Annotated in this window: 16 protein-coding genes; 4 read left to right on the plus strand and 12 right to left on the minus strand. The window is 63.2% G+C overall.

From position 1 onward, the window contains the following. Positions 1-5 precede the first annotated feature (5 nt). The 8 genes from MIC97_RS08985 to MIC97_RS09020 all read right to left on the minus strand — a co-directional run bounded on the left by MIC97_RS08985 (position 6) and on the right by MIC97_RS09020 (position 8542). Positions 6-200, minus strand: coding sequence for a glutathione S-transferase (locus MIC97_RS08985; protein ID WP_239801073.1), 195 nt, complete (start codon positions 198-200; stop codon positions 6-8). A gap of 3 nt (positions 201-203) precedes the next feature. After that, positions 204-1850, minus strand: coding sequence for a F0F1 ATP synthase subunit beta (atpD, locus tag MIC97_RS08990; RefSeq protein ID WP_239799739.1), 1647 nt, complete (start codon positions 1848-1850; stop codon positions 204-206). Positions 1851-1920: 70 nt separating this feature from the next. Beyond that, positions 1921-2799, minus strand: coding sequence for a F0F1 ATP synthase subunit gamma (locus MIC97_RS08995; protein WP_183824667.1), 879 nt, complete (start codon positions 2797-2799; stop codon positions 1921-1923). Positions 2800-2833: 34 nt separating this feature from the next. Then, entirely contained in the window at positions 2834-4363 is a 1530-nt protein-coding gene (gene atpA / locus MIC97_RS09000; RefSeq protein ID WP_239799740.1) for a F0F1 ATP synthase subunit alpha, read from the minus strand. Beyond that, a complete protein-coding gene (locus tag MIC97_RS09005) occupies positions 4363-4923 on the minus strand; it encodes a F0F1 ATP synthase subunit delta (RefSeq protein WP_239799741.1) in 561 nt (186 codons plus the stop codon). The genes atpA and MIC97_RS09005 overlap by 1 nt, the downstream gene beginning before the upstream one ends. Before the next feature lie 235 nt (positions 4924-5158). After that, a complete protein-coding gene (locus MIC97_RS09010; protein WP_183824676.1) occupies positions 5159-5554 on the minus strand; it encodes a DUF4345 family protein in 396 nt (131 codons plus the stop codon). A gap of 77 nt (positions 5555-5631) precedes the next feature. Then, positions 5632-6333, minus strand: a complete 702-nt coding sequence (locus MIC97_RS09015) for an aspartate/glutamate racemase family protein (RefSeq protein WP_239799742.1) — start codon at positions 6331-6333, stop codon at positions 5632-5634. 25 nt (positions 6334-6358) lie between these two features. Further along, entirely contained in the window at positions 6359-8542 is a 2184-nt protein-coding gene (locus MIC97_RS09020; protein WP_239799743.1) for a primosomal protein N', read from the minus strand. 90 nt (positions 8543-8632) lie between these two features. Here MIC97_RS09020 and fsa point away from each other — a divergent pair, with 90 nt between their 5' ends. Continuing rightward, positions 8633-9286: a fructose-6-phosphate aldolase gene (gene fsa / locus MIC97_RS09025; protein ID WP_239799744.1), complete on the plus strand. Its 654-nt coding sequence runs from the start codon at positions 8633-8635 to the stop codon at positions 9284-9286. Positions 9287-9336: 50 nt separating this feature from the next. On the opposite strand, the gene lptE is transcribed toward fsa, so the two are convergent. After that, positions 9337-9918: an LPS assembly lipoprotein LptE gene (gene lptE, locus MIC97_RS09030; protein WP_239799745.1), complete on the minus strand. Its 582-nt coding sequence runs from the start codon at positions 9916-9918 to the stop codon at positions 9337-9339. Next, the gene (leuS, locus tag MIC97_RS09035; RefSeq protein WP_239799746.1) at positions 9905-12532 is read right to left on the minus strand and encodes a leucine--tRNA ligase; all 2628 of its coding nucleotides are present in this window, start codon (positions 12530-12532) and stop codon (positions 9905-9907) included. Before leuS ends, lptE begins: the two co-directional genes overlap by 14 nt. Before the next feature lie 153 nt (positions 12533-12685). On the opposite strand from leuS, the gene MIC97_RS09040 reads away from it, so the two are divergent. Beyond that, entirely contained in the window at positions 12686-13348 is a 663-nt protein-coding gene (locus MIC97_RS09040; protein WP_239799747.1) for a YggS family pyridoxal phosphate-dependent enzyme, read from the plus strand. Positions 13349-13581: 233 nt separating this feature from the next. Here MIC97_RS09040 and MIC97_RS09045 read toward each other — a convergent pair whose 3' ends face one another. Next, positions 13582-14646, minus strand: a complete 1065-nt coding sequence (locus tag MIC97_RS09045; protein WP_239801074.1) for a branched-chain amino acid ABC transporter substrate-binding protein — start codon at positions 14644-14646, stop codon at positions 13582-13584. A 380-nt stretch (positions 14647-15026) separates the two neighbouring features. Here MIC97_RS09045 and acs point away from each other — a divergent pair, with 380 nt between their 5' ends. Further along, positions 15027-16979 carry an acetate--CoA ligase gene (gene acs, locus MIC97_RS09050; protein ID WP_239799748.1) on the plus strand — a complete coding sequence of 651 codons (1953 nt, stop codon included), beginning with the start codon at positions 15027-15029 and terminating at the stop codon, positions 16977-16979. Between the two features lie 125 nt (positions 16980-17104). On the opposite strand, the gene MIC97_RS09055 is transcribed toward acs, so the two are convergent. Then, positions 17105-17323, minus strand: a complete 219-nt coding sequence (locus tag MIC97_RS09055) for a DUF1674 domain-containing protein (RefSeq protein ID WP_239799749.1) — start codon at positions 17321-17323, stop codon at positions 17105-17107. Between the two features lie 104 nt (positions 17324-17427). On the opposite strand from MIC97_RS09055, the gene htpX reads away from it, so the two are divergent. After that, the gene (gene htpX / locus MIC97_RS09060) at positions 17428-18495 is read left to right on the plus strand and encodes a zinc metalloprotease HtpX (RefSeq protein ID WP_239799750.1); all 1068 of its coding nucleotides are present in this window, start codon (positions 17428-17430) and stop codon (positions 18493-18495) included. Positions 18496-18504 lie beyond the last annotated feature (9 nt).

Here is an 18504-nt window from a genome sequence, read left to right on the forward strand (position 1 = left end):
GATGCCTATGCCTTTGGTTTCTCGGGCAACGACTGCTCGAAATGAGAAATCGCCGCTGCGAACTTGTCCCGGCAGCCGGGATTACAGAAACCGACCGTGCGGCCCTTGTAGACGGTCAACGAATCCGCCGAAATCGGCTTGCCCGACCAGGGGCAGGTTTCGTTGACCGCATCCTCGAGCCGAAGGTCGCGATCCTGAATGGATCAGGCAGCCTCGGCCGCCAGCTTCTTCGCCTTCTCGACCGCCTCTTCGATGCCGCCGACCATGTAGAAGGCAGCTTCCGGCAGGTGATCGTACTCGCCGGCAACCAGACCCTTGAAGCCCTTGATGGTGTCTTCCAGAGCCACCAGCTTGCCCGGCGAACCGGTGAAGACTTCAGCCACGAAGAACGGCTGCGACAGGAAGCGCTCGATCTTGCGGGCGCGGGCCACGGTCAGCTTGTCCTCTTCGGACAGCTCGTCCATGCCGAGGATGGCGATGATGTCCTGCAGCGACTTGTAGCGCTGGAGGGTCTGCTGCACGTCACGGGCGACCTGATAGTGCTCTTCGCCGACGATCAGCGGGTCGAGCATGCGCGAGGTCGAGTCGAGCGGATCCACGGCCGGGTAGATGCCCTTCTCGGCGATGGCGCGGTTCAGCGTCGTGGTCGCGTCAAGGTGGGCGAACGAGGTGGCCGGAGCCGGGTCGGTCAGGTCGTCGGCCGGAACGTAAATGGCCTGCACCGAGGTGATCGAGCCCTTGGTGGTGGTGGTGATGCGTTCCTGCAGCGCGCCCATGTCGGTCGCCAGCGTCGGCTGATAACCCACAGCCGAAGGAATACGGCCGAGCAGAGCCGACACTTCCGAACCGGCCTGCGTGAAGCGGAAGATGTTGTCCACGAAGAACAGCACGTCCTGGCCCTGATCGCGGAAGTACTCGGCAACCGTCAGGCCGGTGAGTGCGACGCGGGCGCGGGCTCCCGGAGGCTCGTTCATCTGGCCGTACACGAGAGCAGCCTTCGAACCTTCGCCGCCACCCTTCTGGTTGACGCCCGATTCGATGAACTCGTGATAGAGGTCGTTACCCTCGCGGGTACGCTCGCCGACGCCGGCGAACACCGAGTAGCCGCCGTGCGCCTTGGCGATGTTGTTGATCAGCTCCTGAATGAGAACCGTCTTGCCGACGCCGGCGCCGCCGAACAGGCCGATCTTGCCGCCCTTGGCGTAAGGTGCCAGCAGGTCGATGACCTTGATGCCGGTCACGAGAATAGCGGCTTCCGTCGACTGCTCGACATATTCCGGAGCGGGCTGGTGAATGCCGCGATGCTCGATCGCGTTGATCGGACCGGCTTCGTCGACCGGCTCGCCGATGACGTTGATGATGCGGCCGAGCATACCCGGGCCGACCGGAACCGAGATCGGAGCGCCGGTGTCGGTGACTTCCTGGCCGCGCACCAGACCTTCGGTGGCGTCCATGGCGATGCAGCGCACAGTGTTCTCACCGAGATGCTGGGCGACTTCCAGAACCAGACGATTGCCGACATTCTCGGTCTCGAGCGCGTTCAGAATGGCCGGCAGGCTGTCCTCGAACTGCACGTCGACAACGGCACCGATGACCTGACGAACCTTGCCCTTCGATCCCTTGGCGAGATTATGGCTGGCCGTCGCGCCGCGTGTGTTGACCTTGCCCGGCTTTGATTCCGCCACCAGCTTGGCCGCCTCTTTCGCTGCAGCGCCCCTTGCAGGCGCCTTCTTCGGCGCAGCCGCCTGAGCCTTCGCTGCGGCTGCGGGAGCCGCCTTTGCCGCGGCCGCCTTCGCGGGAGCTTCTGCAGTCTTAGCGGTCGCCGTTTTCGGGGTCGCTGCTTTCGCCATCGTCTCTAGCCCTTTTTCGTCCGTTTGTTGTCACATGCTCGGGTGAAGGCTACAGCCTTCGCGCCGCATGCTAGAGCGCCTCGGCGCCCGAAATGATTTCGATGAGTTCCTTGGTGATCTGCGCCTGACGCTGGCGGTTGTAGGTGATCGACAGCTTGTTGATCATCTCGCCCGCATTGCGCGTCGCGTTGTCCATGGCGCTCATCTTGGCGCCCATCTCGCCGGCTGCGTTTTCGAGCAGCGCGCGGAAGATCTGGACGGAGATGTTGCGCGGGATCAGATCGGAAAGGATTTCACCCGGCTCCGGCTCATACTCGTAAACGGCGCTGCCATTGGCAGCTTCCGCTTCGGCAGGAGCGGCCGCCGGAATGATCTGCTGCGCCGTCGGCACCTGGCTGATCACCGACTTGAAGTTCGAATAGAACAGCGTGCAGACGTCGAACTCACCCTGACCGAACAGCTGGATCACCTTGCGGGCGATGGCGTCGGCATTGGCGAAGCCGATCGTCTTGACCTCGCGCAGGTCGATACGCTCGATGATGAGAGAAGCGTAATCGCGGCGAAGAATGTCGAAGCCCTTCTTGCCGACGCAGATGATCTTGACCGTCTTGCCCTCGGCCAGAAGCCGGCGGACATGATCGCGGGCAAAGCGCGCGATCTGCGAGTTGAAGCCGCCGCACAGGCCGCGCTCGGCGGTGCAGACGACGAGCAGATGCACGTCGTCCTTGCCCGTTCCGGTCATCAGCGCGGGGGCATCGCCGCCCGCACCGATGGCCTGGGTGATGTTGGCCAGGACGGCACCCATGCGCTCCGAATAGGGACGCGCGGCCTCCGCAGCTTCCTGGGCACGACGCAGCTTCGCCGCGGCGACCATCTGCATCGCCTTGGTGATTTTCTGCGTCGCCTTGACCGAGGCGATGCGGTTACGAAGGTCTTTCAGTGACGCCATGCTTCAAACTCTACAGTCCGCGTGCGTTCAAGGGTCAGGCGAAGGTCTTGGCGAAAGCGTCGACCTCGGCCTTGAGCTTGGCCCGCAGATCGTCCGACAGCGCCTTTTCCTTGCGGATGCCGTCGAGAACTTCCTTGCCGACCGTGCGCAGATGCGACAGCAGGCCCTGCTCGAAGCGACCGACATCGCCAACGGCGAGCTTGTCGAGATAGCCGTTCACGCCGGCATAGATCACGGCAACCTGCTCTTCCGTCTTCAGCGGCGAGAACTGCGGCTGCTTCAGCAGCTCGGTCAGACGCGCACCGCGGTTGAGCAGACGCTGCGTGGAGGCATCGAGGTCCGAGCCGAACTGAGCGAACGCCGCCATCTCGCGATACTGGGCAAGCTCGCCCTTGATCGAACCGGCAACCTGCTTCATCGCCTTGATCTGGGCAGCGGAGCCGACGCGCGACACCGACAGACCCACGTTCACGGCCGGGCGGATACCCTGGAAGAACAGGTTGGTCTCAAGGAAGATCTGGCCATCGGTGATCGAGATCACGTTGGTCGGGATGTAGGCGGAAACGTCGTTCGCCTGCGTCTCGATGACCGGCAGAGCGGTGAGCGAGCCATTGCCATTGTCGTCGTTAAGCTTGGCGGCGCGCTCCAGCAGACGGGAGTGCAGATAGAAAACGTCGCCCGGATAGGCTTCGCGGCCCGGCGGACGGCGCAGCAGCAGCGACATCTGGCGATAGGCCACAGCCTGCTTGGACAGGTCGTCATAGCCGATCAGCGCGTGCTGGCCGTTGTCGCGGAAATACTCGCCCATGGTGCAGCCGGTGAACGGCGCCAGATACTGGAGCGGGGCCGGATCGGAGGCGGTGGCGGCGACGATGATCGAATACTCGAGCGCGCCGCGCTCTTCCAGAACCTTCACGAACTGCGCGACGGTCGAGCGCTTCTGGCCGACGGCGACGTAGACGCAGTACAGCTTTTCCGACTCGGGGCCGCTGTCGTGGATGGCCTTCTGATTGAGGATGGTGTCGAGGATGATGGCAGTCTTGCCGGTCTGGCGGTCACCGATGACCAGCTCACGCTGGCCGCGACCAACCGGGATCAGGGCGTCGATGGCCTTGAGGCCGGTCGACATCGGCTCATGCACCGACTTGCGCGGAATGATGCCGGGAGCCTTGACGTCGACGCGGCGACGCTCCTTCGACTTGATCGGACCCTTGCCGTCAATCGGATTGCCGAGCGCGTCGACCACGCGACCGAGCAGCTCGGGACCAACCGGAACGTCGACGATCGCGCCGGTACGCTTGACGGTGTCGCCTTCCTTGATGTCGCGGTCGTTACCGAAAATAACGACACCGACATTGTCGGCTTCGAGGTTGAGCGCCATGCCGCGGATGCCGCCGGGGAACTCGACCATTTCACCGGCCTGAACATTGTCGAGGCCGTAAACGCGGGCAATACCGTCACCGACGGACAGAACCTGACCGACTTCGGAAACCTCGGCTTCCTTGCCGAAGTTCTTGATCTGATCTTTCAGAATTGCGGAGATTTCCGCGGCGCGGATGTCCATCAGCCGACCTCTTTAAGTGCAAGCTTGAGCGAATTGAGTTTGGTTTTGAGCGACGTATCGATCTGGCGCGAGCCCATCTTGACCACGAGACCACCGAGCAGGCTCGGATCGACGGTGACGTTGATGACCACGTCCTTACCGGCAACGCTCTTCAGCGCCGCCTTGAGTTCGGCCTGCTGGGCAGCCGTCAGCGCATGCGCCGCCGTCACCTCTGCCGACACTTCGCCGCGATGTTCAGCGGCAATTCTGCGAAAAGCATCGATCATGCCCGGCACCGCGAAAAGGCGGCGGTTGCGGGCGACGACGCGCAGGAAGCTGCCTGCGAGGCCATCGATGCCGGCCTTTTCGAGGAGTGCCGAAATGGCGCGCTCCTGCTCGTCAGCCGCAAAGACGGGGCTTTCGATGAGGCGCTTCAGATCGGCGCTGCCGGCCAGCATGGCCTCGAAGCTGGAAAGAGCAGCCTCGACCCTGGCAACGGAGTTTGCTTCGAGAGCGAGCTCGAACAGCGAGCTCGCATAGCGCTCGGCAACGGCGGAGATTGGCGAGGACGTTTTGGCCACGGTCCGTCTTTTCTCATGTCTGACAGGCCGCAGATTGTTGGCGCGAGTGAGAACTCTGGCTAAATCTTTGACCTTGCTTACGTTTTGTCGAAGCTAAAGGATCGGCTTTCGCTTCCCCTAGCTGAAAGTCGGTTGCCGTCTAGCACACGCCTCCCAAGACCGCAATCCATGGAGGGCAGTGGATTCCGGCACTTTTGTCGCATCCGCTTGACGAATGCGTTCCGTGCCCCCTGATTCAGGGCACAAAACCGAAGGCAAAAGCCAGCGGAAGTGCCGCAAGTGCCAGATCTACGGCCAGAGCGGCCCAGTTGTAGGGCGTGTTGCCGCGATCGCTCATCATCCCGAGCATGCGGCCAAAAGCTGTGAATAGCCAGGAAAAGCCGAGCGCCATGTAGAGCAACGGCTGCGCAAGCAGGATCGCGCACAGGCCGACACCAAGATAGAAACCCGCAAAGCGGCTGCGCCCCTCGATCACCGCCTCCGGCTTGTCGGGATGCGGCTGCAGGCGCAGAAGCCTGAATCCGATGCCCGGTGCCAGAAACAGAAGCAGTCCAAGTGCAGCTGTCACGACAGCGCTTGTCCATGCCAGCCATTCGCCCTGGCTCATCGGCCACGGAAACGAGAATTCCATCGCAGTCCCTCGCTTGATCTCGGTAAGGTGTCAGCGCGCGCCTTGCCCGGCCGCGCCTCGGTGCCGGTCTCGCTGCCTTATGCCTCACCCAGAGCAAACGCGATAGCTGCCTCGGCATGGATAAGCGTGGTGTCGAAAACCGGAATGTCGAAATCCGGCTGGCCGATCAGCATGGTGATTTCGGTGCAGCCCATGATCACGCCATCGGCGCCCTGTTCGGCGCGCAACCGCGCGATCTCCTCCATATAGACGGATTTCGAAGCCGGCTTCACGATGCCAAGGCACAGTTCATCGTAGATGATGTCGTGAACCTTCGCGCGGCCCGCCTCATCCGGAACAACCGCCTCGATGCCAAAGCGCTCTGCCAGCCGCTGCCTGTAAAAATCCTGCTCCATCGTGAACCGGGTGGCAAGAAGGGCGGGCCGGCTGACGCCGGCGCGCCTGATGGCCGCACCCGTGGCATCGGCGATGTGCAGCAGGGGTATGGATGTTGCGGCTCCGATCTCGTCGGCCAGCTTGTGCATGGTGTTGGTGCAGAGAACCAGACACTGCGCGCCCGCCGCTTCGAGCTGGCGCGCAGCCCCGGCCAGCAGCCGCGCGGCACCCTGCCAGTCGCCCGCATGCTGGAGCTCCGCAATCTCTGCGAAATCAACCGAAACCAGCGCGAGCTTTGCCGAATGCAGGCCCCCAAGCCGCGAACGAACGCCCTCGTTCAGCAGGCGATAATAGATCGCCGTGCTCTCCCAGCTCATGCCGCCCAGCAGGCCGATCGTCTTCATTGCATGTCCTCTGCCCGCTCGCACATCACAGGAAGCTTTGCGGATCGATATCGACCTGCACCCGGATCTGGCCGCGCACCTTCGGTCCCGCAGCCAGCATCGCCCTGACAAAGCCTTGCATATCGGCGCGGCGCTCGCCATGCACCAAAAGACGGAAACGATGCCGCCCGTTCAGCAGCGCAAGCGGCGCTTCGGCAGGGCCAAGCACGAAGATGTCGGCGGTCTCGGGAGCGGCAAGCCGCAGTGCCCGCGCATGGCCCTCGGCCTCTGCCCGCGTCGGCGCACTGACGATGACGCCTGCCAGCCGCCCGAATGGCGGCAGGCGGGTGCGTTCACGCTCCCCAATCTCGCGCTCGTAAAACAGCTCCGAATCGCCGGAGACGATGGCCTGCATCACCGGATGGTCCGGCTGGTAGGTTTGAAGAAGGCCAAGGCTCTTCTTGCCGGTGCGGCCGGCGCGGCCCGTCACCTGGCTGAGCAGCTGGTAAGTGCGTTCGGCAGCGCGCGGATCGCCATTGGCGAGGCCAAGGTCGGCATCGACCACCCCCACCAGCGTCATGTTCGGGAAATTGTGTCCCTTGGCGACGAGCTGCGTGCCGATCACAATGTCGGCATCGCCATTGGCGATGGCCTCCAGCTCCAGCCGCAACCGCCGCACGCCACCCAGTATGTCGGACGACAACACGATGGTGCGCGCCTCCGGGAAATGCGAGACGACTTCCTCCGCGATGCGCTCCACGCCCGGCCCGCAGGCGACCAGATGATCGACCGTGCCGCATTCCGGGCAGGCATCCGGACGCCTTTCGGTATGACCGCAATGATGGCAGATAAGCTGCCCGCGAAACCGGTGCTCGACCAGCCATGACGAGCACACCGGACAGCCGAAGCGGTGTCCGCAGGACCGGCACAGCGTCAAAGGCGCGTAGCCGCGCCGGTTGAGGAACAAAAGCGACTGCTCGCCCTGTTCCAGCGTCGCCGCCATCCTTTGCAGCAGAAGCGGCGACAGGAAACCGCCCCGCGCCGGCGGCGCGCGCCGCATGTCGATGGTGCGCAGGTCGGGCAGCGCCGCGTCGGCGAAGCGCGATGACAGGATGACCCGCCCATAGCGCCCCTGCATGGCGTTGACCCGGCTTTCGACGGACGGCGTGGCCGAGGCCAGCACCACCGGGAAGCCGCCGATATGGGCGCGCACCACCGCCATGTCGCGGGCGTTGTAGAAGACACGGTCTTCCTGCTTGTAGGCGGGGTCATGCTCCTCGTCGACGACGATCAGGCCAAGATCCTGAAACGGCAGGAACAGCGCGGAGCGCGCGCCAGCCACTACCTTGACGGTGCCTTCCGCGACCTGCCGCCAGACCCGCTCGCGCATCCGTGGCGGCAGATCGGAGTGCCATTCGGCCGGCTTTGCCCCGAAGCGGTTCTGGAAACGCTCCAGAAAGGCATGGGTCAACGCGATTTCAGGCAGCAGGATGAGCACCTGCTGCCCTTTTTCAATCGCCGCCGCCACCGCTTCGAAATAGACCTCCGTCTTGCCCGAGCCGGTGACGCCATCGAGCAGGGTGACACGAAAACCGCCCGCCGCCACGCCGGCCTTCAGCTCATCTGCCGCCATGCGCTGATCGGGCATCAGTTCCGCCGCCGCATAAGTTGTATCGGGTTCGGGAACTACCGGACGGGGCGGGATCATCACCGTCTGGAACACGCCCTGCTCTCTCAGTCCGTCGATGACCGAGGAGGAGACGCCGGCGGCATGGGCAAGCCCGGAGCGCGTCCAGGCAAAACCGTCGGCGGCCGTTTCCAGCACCCGCTCGCGCGCCCCGGTCATACGCTCGGGCCGCTGATCGGTGAGGGTGATGCCTTCCGTCCACGGCTCGGGATCGAAGGCCTCCGGCGCGCGCAGAAGCATGCGCGCCACCATGCCGGGCGGCGAAAGCGTGTATTGCGACACCCAGTCGACAAAGCGGCGCATATCGTGGCTTACCGGCGGGCAATCGAAAACCTGCTCGATGGGCCTCAGCTTGCGGGCATCCACCTGCCCCGCCTCGCCGTCCCAGACGACGCCGGCGACCTGACGCGGCCCCAGCGGCACGCGCACGATCGATCCCGGCACGACATGCATTCCCGGCGGAACCGCATAGGTGTAGGGGCGTTCTGCAGGCATGGGCACCAGCACCGGTGCTGCGGACGAAAAGGGCGAATCCTGGCTCATCACGCGTGACCTTGCATCGTCTTTGGTCTAGAGCAAAGGCCGATAGCGCGTGCGCCCTCCCCGTACGCCGGAATCTTCAAGGAGACAGCAATGAAGTTCTTCGTCGATACCGCCGACATCAAGGAAATCCGTGAACTGAACGATATGGGGCTGGTCGATGGCGTCACCACCAACCCCTCGCTGATTCTGAAATCAGGTGGCAAGATCGATGAGGTGACGCGCGAGATCTGCGACATCGTTTCCGGCCCCGTTTCAGCCGAAGTCACAGCCACCGACTATGACGGCATGATGGCCGAGGCAAAGGTTCTGGCGAAGATCGCCGACAATGTGGCCATCAAGGTGCCGCTCACCCTCGACGGCCTCAAGGCCTGCAAGGCGATCCGCTCCGAAGGCCGCATGGTCAACGTCACGCTGTGCTTCTCGGCCAACCAGGCCCTGCTGGCCGCCAAGGCCGGCGCCTCCTTCATTTCGCCCTTCGTCGGCCGTCTTGACGACATCGGCATCGAGGGCATGGACCTGATTTCGGAAATCCGCCAGATCTACGACAATTACGATTTCGACACCGAAATCCTCGTGGCTTCCGTGCGCACCATCAATCACGTCAAGGATGCGGCACTGATCGGCGCCGATGTCATCACCGCCCCGCCCGCCGTGCTGCGCTCGCTGGTGAAGCACCCGCTGACCGACAAGGGGCTTGAAGCCTTCCTCGCCGACTGGGCCAAGACCGGCCAGAAGATCGGCTGAAATCGCCATTGAACCGCACTGCCGGGCTGGTTCCGGCGGTGCGGGAAGCGCTATTTGCGCTTTGCGAGATCCTGCGCCAGCGCCAGCCGCAATATTTCAGCCAGTTCGCGCGCGGCACGGTTTTCCGCGTCCAGCTCTGCGCGGTAGGTGGCGAATTCCTGCTTTGGACGATCGAAGGACGACGAGATCGAGCGCCTGCCGGACCCGACCAGCTTGCCGGTCGAAACTTCCGTCAGCCTGTAATCCGCGGTCAGCGTCACGATGCCCGCGCTCGGTTCATCCTGATCCTTGGTCACCTGGATAGATGCTGCAGACTGGATCAATTCGGTCACGCCAAGATCGAGCGAATAGACCGGCGACGATGGCCCGCCCTTGCCATGGGTCAGCCCGAAAATCAGATTGTTGCGCACCTGCTGGGCGTAGCGCGTCTTCACCGGCTTGACCGAGATGGACGCCAGCTCCTCGGCGGCAACGGTCTGCCCGCCCACGGTAAGAGGCTGGTTTGAATAGAGCGGGCGCACCGTACACGCCGAAACCAGCGCCACGGAAAGCAGCAAGGCTCCCGTGACCAGTCTTCCGGCGCGCAAGCCACTCCTGTTCATCGTCTGCTTGGCTTTGTCAGGCAACGACATTCACGATCCTCTGCGGCACGACGATGATCTTGCGCGGCGCCTTGCCCTCCAGCGCCTTCTGCACGAAGTCGAGAGCCATGACCGCCTGTTCGACCGCAGCTTGATCCGCGTCGCGGGCAATTGTCAAATCCCCGCGCTTCTTTCCGTTCACCTGAACGGGCAGAACAACCTCGTTATCCACCAGCAGTGCCGGATCGAATTCCGGCCACGCACGGGCCGCGACAAGACCCTTGCCGCCGATGGCCTGCCAGCATTCCTCGGCCAGATGCGGCATCATCGGCGCCAGCATCGCGATCAGGATTTCCAGCCCCTCGCGCACCGCAGGCGCGCGCTCGGTCTTGCCTTCGCCCACCGCGGCCACCTGCGGCGACAGAAGATTGGTGATCTCGTAGATGCGGGCAACCGCGCGGTTGAAGTGCAGCCGCTCAATGTCCTCGCCGACCGCCTTCAGAATCTTGTGCGCGGCGCGCGAAACCGCCAGCGCCTCGCCTTCCGTGCCCGTCTTCGGCGTCACACCGCTCAGCACCGGAACGGCATCCGACACCAGACGCCAGACGCGCTGCACGAAGCGATGCGCGCCCTCGACACCGGCCTCCGTCCAGATCACGTCGCGCTCGGGCGGCGAGTCCGACAGCATGAACCAGCGCGCCGTATCGGCGCCATAGCTGGCGATGATGTCGTCGGGGTCGACCACGTTCTTCTTCGACTTCGACATCTTCTCGATCGAGCCGATGGTGACCGGAGTGCCGTCGGAAAGCAGGCTGGCCCGGCGCTGTCCGTCAACGTCCTCGAAGCGCAGTTCGGCCGGCGAAACCCAGCCCTGCGGGCCCTTGTAGGTCTCGTGAACGACCATGCCCTGCGTGAACAAGCCCTCGAAGGGTTCCTCGACCACGCTGAGATGGCCCGTCGCCTTCATGGCGCGGGTGAAGAAGCGCGAATAGAGCAGATGCAGGATCGCGTGCTCGATGCCGCCGATATACTGGTGAACCGGCAGCCAGCCGTTCTTGCCGTCGACATAGGCGAGATCGGTCGGCGCCTTCTCGTTCTTCGGATCGGTGAAGCGGGCGAAATACCATGACGAGTCGACGAAGGTGTCCATCGTGTCGGTATCGCGCCGCGCCGCCCCGCCGCAATTCGGGCAGGACGTGTGCTTCCATGTCGGGTGATGGTCGAGCGGGTTGCCGGGCTTGTCGAAGGTGACATCCATCGGCAGCTCCACCGGCAGCTGATCCTGCGGCACCGGCACCGCGCCGCACGCGTCGCAGTGGATGACCGGGATCGGACAGCCCCAGTAACGCTGGCGCGAGATCAGCCAGTCGCGCAGGCGGAACTGCACCTTGCGCTTCGCCTGCGGGCGACCGTCGAACTCGGTCCCTTCGAGCCGCTTTGCCACCTCATCGAAGGCATCAGTCGGGCTCATGCCGTCGAGGAAGCGCGAATTGATCATCGTGCCGTCGTCGGAATAGGCATCCTCCGCAACGTGGAAGCTGGCCGCATCGACACCGTCCGGCTTCACCACGGGGCGCACCGGCAGGCCGTATTTGTTGGCGAAATCGAGGTCGCGCTGGTCGTGCGCGGGGCAGCCGAACACAGCACCCGTGCCATAGTCCATCAGCACGAAATTCGCGACGTAAACCGGCAGCGTCCACTCCGGATCGAAGGGATGAACCACCCGGATGCCGGTGTCGACGCCCTTCTTCTCCGCCGTTTCCAGCGTGGCGACGGAAGTGCCCATATGGTGGACATCATCGATGAAGGCGGCAATCTGCGGATTGTTTTCCGCTGCCTTTTTGGCCAGCGGATGATCGGCGGATACGGCCATGAACGACGCGCCGAAGATCGTGTCGGGGCGCGTGGTGTAGACCTCAAGCTCGGTCTCGCCCGCAGGCGCGGTCGCCGCATCCAGCTTCCAGCGCAGCAGCAGGCCCTCGGACCGGCCGATCCAGTTCTGCTGCATGATGCGGACTTTTTCGGGCCAGCGGTCGAGCGTGTCGAGCCCGTCCAGCAGGTCCTGACTCATCGATGTGATCCTGAAGAACCACTGCGTCAGGTCGCGCTGCTCGACCGGAGCGCCTGAGCGCCAGCCCTTGCCGTCGATCACCTGCTCATTGGCGAGCACGGTCATGTCAACCGGGTCCCAGTTGACCTTCGCCGCCCGGCGCTCGACCAGACCCGACTTCCAGAAGTCGAGGAACATCTTCTGCTGGTGACGATAATAGGAAGGATCGCAGGTCGCGAGCTCGCGTGACCAATCCAGCGAAAGACCCATGGTCTTCAGCTGGCCCTTCATGGTCTCGATATTGGCATAGGTCCAGTCGCGGGGATTGACCTTGTTGTCGCGCGCGGCGTTCTCGGCCGGCAGGCCGAACGCATCCCAGCCCATCGGGTGCAGCACATTGAAGCCCTTGGCCCGCTTGTAGCGCGCCACGACGTCACCCATCGTGTAGTTGCGCACATGGCCCATATGGATGCGCCCGGACGGATAGGGGAACATCTCAAGCACGTAATATTTGGGCTGAGGATCGTCGTTCTTCGTCTCGAACAGCTTGTCGGCATCCCAGGCCTTCTGCCATTTGGGTTCGGACGCGCGCGGATTGTATCGTTCGGTTGCCATGACCGGTTTTTCTTCTAAAAGCATGCTGGAAGCTGCCGCATGCATGCGGTCAGCGGGGATATGCCCCGGTCTTCACCATGCTTTGCGGGACCCGTCAACCTAAAGGCATGCCGGCGGGGCAAAATCGGAACGTCAGAACAGCAGGATTTCGAGATGAGCGATGCGGTTGAGCAGCTTGCACAGGTGAAGCAGAAGATCGCGGCGGCAGAACGCGAAGCCGGCCGCGACGCAGGCTCGGCCGTGCTCGTCGCCGTCTCCAAGACCTTCGATGCAGAGGCTGTCCGCCCGGTCATCGAGGCGGGCCAGCGCGTGTTCGGCGAGAACCGGGTTCAGGAAGCACAGGGCAAATGGCCGGCGCTCAGGCAGGCGTTCTCCGACATCGAGCTGCATCTCATCGGCCCCCTGCAATCCAACAAGGCAAAGGAAGCCGTCGCCCTGTTCGACGTCGTCGAGACGGTCGATCGCGAGAAGATCGCGGCCGAGCTGGCGAAGGAGATCGCGAAGCAAGGTCGCCCCGTGCGCCTCTACGTGCAGGTCAACACCGGTTCCGAGCCCCAGAAGGCGGGCATCGAGCCGAAAGAGGCGGTCGCCTTCGTCACACGCTGCCGCGAGATTCATGGGCTGGCCATCGAGGGACTGATGTGCATTCCGCCCGCCGATGAAAACCCCGGCCCGCATTTCGCTCTGCTGGAAAAGCTCGCCCGCGAGGCCGGCGTTGAAAAACTGTCCATGGGCATGTCGGGCGATTATGAACTGGCCGTCGCCTTTGGCGCGACCAGCGTCCGGGTCGGTTCCGCCATCTTCGGCACCCGCTAGAGCATTTCTGCTTTTCCATGAATCGCAAAAAATGCTCTATCTCTTTGTTTTGGCCGCATTTATGCGACGCCAGATGTTTCAATCTGGCTGCAAAATGCTCTAAAAACGTTCCCGACTGAAATCACACCAAGAAAAAAGGCCGGGGCATGACGCCCCGGCCTTTTTCGTTTCACTCCTGCAAACCTCAGAGCATTTATGCGAGGCCAGATGTTTCCATCTGGCTGCAAAATGCTTTAGTCCGCAGCGACGATCTTGCCGCCTTCCCACTTGAACAGCGAGAAGCTCGGGCTTGTCAGATCACCGTTCTCGCCATAGGTCAGCTTGCCGATCGCGGTCGGGATTTCACCGCCGTCCTTGAGCGCGGCTGCAACGGCTGCGGTGTCGTCGGCCTTACCGGCCTTCTCAATGCCCGCCTTGAGCACTTCAACCGCGGCATAGGCGTTGAGCGTGAAGGCTTCCGGGGGAATACCCTTTTCCTTCAGCACTTCCACGGCAGCGGCGGAATCGGAGTTCTTCAGCGCGTCGGAAGCGTTGGTGAACAGCGTGCCGGCAGCGGCTTCGTTGCCGATCGCCCAGTACTCGGTGTTGGACAGGCCTTCACCGCCGATGATGGTCGCCTTCACGCCTGCATCGGCGAGCTGGCGGGCGAGCAGGCCGCCCTCGGGGTGATAACCGCCGAAGTAGATGACCTCGGCGCCATCGGATTTCAGACGCGTGACCAGCGCCGACAGATCCTTCTCGCCGGCGTTCAGCGAGGTGTGGCTGACTTCGGTCACGCCACCGGCATTGATGCCGGCCTTGAAGGCGTCGGCGAGACCCTTGCCGTAGGTGCCCTTGTCGTCGACGATGGCGACCTTCTTGTCCTTCAGGTTCGCCACGACATAGGCAGCAGCCACTTCGGCCTGCTGGTCGTCACGGCCGCAGGTGCGCAGCACGTTGGTCAGGCCGCGTGCGGTCAGATCCGGCGCCGTTGCGGTCGGCGTCACCATCAGGATGCCGTTCTCGGCGAAGACGTCGGAAGCGGCCATGGCAACGCCGGACGTGACCGGGCCGACCACATAATGCACGCTCTCGCCCACCAGAAGGTTGGCTGCCGAAACGCCCTGCTTGGGATCGCCGGCATCGTCAGCCAGCTTGATCACCACCTTCTCGCCAAGGATGCCGCCATCCTTGTTGATCTTCTCCACGGCGGCCTCTGCGCCATTCTTGACCTGCTCGCCATAGGCGGCAACCGGCCCGGTCAGCGGTGCCACGACACCGATGACGATATCGGCCTGCGCGCCCGAAACGAAAGCCATCGAAGCAAACAGTGCAACGCCGGCCAAAAGTTTGTTCTTCATGAGTGTGCTCCCTGTTACCTGAACCTCGATGCATGAACCTGCCGATAGGGCAAAAAAGGTCCAGCGAAGTCCTGAATTTCAGGCATAGCTGCTGTGCCGCCTCTTGGCAATCGCCCGCCGATCAGGCTTTCGGCATTGGCCGCGCTATCGCTTGGGCCAGAAATGAACAGCTTCGCAAACGCCCGTCATGACGCAATGTCGCGGCTTTAAATGATGGCAATCCAAGGTCTAATGTTGCCGTTGAGGCAGCAATGTTAATAATGCGGCCGACTTTCGTGGCGGGATGCCGCGCAGATAAGCCCGCTGGCCGGGCGCATTATTCGGGAGGGAAGCCTGTAATGTCCGATACCAATATCTACCGGGTCCAGCCGTCATGGAAGCGGGAGGGCACGATCGACAACGAAACCTACCTGAAGTGGTACGCTGACAGCATCAACGACCCGGATGCATTCTGGGGAGAGCATGGCAGGCGGATCGACTGGTTCAAGCCCTACACGAAGGTGAAGAACACCAGCTTCGAAGGCGACGTTTCGATCAAATGGTTTGAGGACGGCGAGCTCAACATCTCCTACAACTGCATCGACCGCCATCTGGAAAAGCGCGGCGATCAGGTCGCCATTCTCTGGGAAGGCGACAACCCTGCCGAAGACAGGAAGATCACCTATAAGGAACTTCACGAGCAGGTCTGCCGGCTCGCCAATGTGATGAAGAAGCACGGCGTGAAGAAGGGCGACCGCGTCACCATCTACATGCCGATGATCCCGGAAGCCGCCTTTGCGATGCTTGCCTGCTCGCGCATCGGCGCGGTCCATTCGGTCGTGTTCGGCGGCTTCTCGCCCGACGCGCTGGGCGGACGCATCGTCGACTGCGAATCGACCTTCGTCATCACCGCCGATGAAGGTCTGCGCGGCGGGCGCACCATTCCCCTGAAGGAAAACACCGACAAGGCCATCGACATCGCGGCCAAGAACTTCGTGATGGTGAAGAACGTGCTGGTTGTGCGCCGCACCGGCGGCAAGATCGGCTGGGCCACGGGCCGCGACTTCTGGTACGATGAGGAACTGGCCTCGGTCGAGCCGACATGCGAGCCGGAAAAGATGAATGCGGAAGATCCGCTGTTCATTCTCTACACCTCCGGCTCGACCGGCAAGCCGAAGGGCGTGCTGCACACCAGCGGCGGCTATCTGGTCTATGCCTCGCTGACCCACCAGCATGTGTTCGACTATCATGACGGCGACATCTACTGGTGCACCGCCGATGTGGGCTGGGTGACGGGCCACTCCTACATCGTCTACGGGCCGCTGGCCAACGGCGCGACGACGCTGATGTTCGAGGGCGTGCCAAACTATCCCGATCAGGGCCGGTTCTGGGATGTCGTCGACAAGCACAAGGTCAACATCTTCTACACCGCCCCCACCGCCATCCGCGCACTGATGGGCGCGGGCGACGAGTTCGTGACGCGCTCCTCCCGTTCGACGCTGAAGCTGCTCGGCTCGGTCGGCGAGCCGATCAACCCGGAAGCGTGGGAGTGGTATTACAATGTGGTGGGCGAAAAGCGCATTCCGATCGTCGACACCTGGTGGCAGACGGAAAACGGCGGCATCCTGATCACCCCGCTGCCGGGCGCTACCGACCTCAAGCCTGGTTCGGCGACACGGCCGTTCTTCGGCGTGAAACCGCAGCTTGTCGACAATGAAGGCAATGTGCTGGAAGGCGTTGCCGACGGCAATCTGTGCATCACCGATGCGTGGCCGGGCATGATGCGCACGGTCTATGGCGATCACAAGCGCTTCATCGAGACCTATTTCTCGCAATATCCGGGCCGCTACTTCTCGGGCGACGGCTGCCGGCGCGACGCCGACGGCTATTACTGGATCACCGGCCGCGTGGACGACGTGCTCAACGTGTCGGGTCACCGCATGGGCACGGCGGAAGTGGAATCCGCCCTCGTCGCCCATGACAAGGTTTCCGAGGCCGCCGTCGTCGGCTATCCGCACGACCTCAAGGGACAGGGCATCTACTGCTATGTGACGCTGATGGATGGCGAGGAGCCGAGCGACGAACTGCGCAAGGAACTGGTGGCGCATGTGCGCAAGGAGATCGGCCCGATCGCTTCGCCAGACAAGATCCAGTTCGCGCCGGGCCTGCCCAAGACGCGCTCGGGCAAGATCATGCGCCGCATCCTGCGCAAGATCGCCGAGGACGATTTCGGGTCGCTGGGCGACACCTCGACGCTGGCCGATCCCGGCGTCGTCGACGACCTCATCGAGAACAGGCAGAACAAGCACTGATCTGAACTGAACGAGGCGGGCAAAAACCCGCCTCCTTCTTTTTGAAGTCCCGACTCGTTTTTGAAGTCCTTACTCAGGCAAACCAGCTTTGCGTTCACGCATCCTTCCGATTTGTTCGGAAGCGCTCAGAAGTCGCTGGTGAGGCCCTTCACTTCCCAGTCGCCATAGCGGCCGGGCTCCATGCCCCCGCGACCGCCAAGCTCGACCGGGCGCGCGGCTTCGGCCTGCTTGTAGGCCTTGCGCCGTTCGGCAGCCTCTTTCAGCGCCCGCTCGGCCGCCGGGCTGAGAGCTTTGTGTTCCGCTGACGTGCTTTCCAGCGGTTCCGTGCCATCTTGATCTGTCATTTCCGTCCTGCCAAATGGATTGAAAGCTGGCCTTTCGCTTCCCATCATATAGCGAAACAGGTGCGTGGGATCGACCCTTTGCACGCGGGAACACGGAGTACGGTATGAACACGATGCGCACCGCCATGCTGCTGGCCGCCATGACGGCGCTGTTCATGGGCGTGGGCTACCTGATCGGCGGCTCGGGCGGCATGACGATCGCTTTCGTGATCGCGGCGGCCACCAATCTGTTCAGCTACTGGAACGCCGACAAGATGGTGCTGTCCATGCACCATGCCGTCGAGGTCGATGAGCGCAACGCGCCCGAATACTACGCCATCGTGCGCGAGCTTGCCTCGCGGGCCGGGCTGCCGATGCCGCGCGTCTATCTCATCGACAACCCGCAGCCCAACGCCTTCGCCACCGGCCGCAACCCCGAGAACGCCGCCGTCGCCGCCACCACCGGGCTCTTGCAGCGCCTGTCGCCTGAGGAAGTCGCCGGCGTCATGGCGCATGAGCTTGCCCATGTGCAGAACCGCGACACGCTCACCATGACCATCGTTGCCACGCTTGCCGGCGCCATTTCGATGCTCGGCAACTTCGCGCTGTTTTTCGGCGGCAACCGCGACAACAACAACAATCCGCTGGGCTTCATCGGCGTGCTGGTGGCGATGATCGTCGCCCCCTTCGCCGCCATGATCGTGCAGATGGCGGTCAGCCGCACACGCGAATATGCCGCCGACCGGCGGGGCGCAGAAATCTGCGGTCAGCCGCTTTGGCTGGCTTCCGCCCTTGACAAGATCGCGCGCAACGCCGAACGCATCCACAATCCCGATGCCGAGCGCAATCCGGCAACGGCACATCTCTTCATCATCAACCCCCTTTCCGGCGAGCGCATGGACAATCTGTTCTCCACCCACCCCGACACGGGCAACCGCATCGCTGCGCTGCAGGCCCTGGCGAACGAGTGGGAGGGACCGGCCAGCGCGCCCGATATGCGCCGCCAGCCCGATCCCGCTCCCCGCAGCGCCCCGTCTCGGAATGCTCCGCAGGCGAATGCCGGCCCCGGCGAAGACCAGAATGCCGGGCCATGGGGCGGGCGCCAGCAGAATGAAACTCCGTCGCGGGATGCAGAGCCCAAATCCAACCCATGGGGCCGCAACCCCACCGGGCCGAAAGGCCCGTGGTCGTGAAGCTCGGGG

Origin of the sequence: Aquamicrobium sp. NLF2-7 (assembly GCF_022359935.1) — a bacterium.
GTDB lineage: Bacteria > Pseudomonadota > Alphaproteobacteria > Rhizobiales > Rhizobiaceae > Mesorhizobium > Mesorhizobium lusatiense.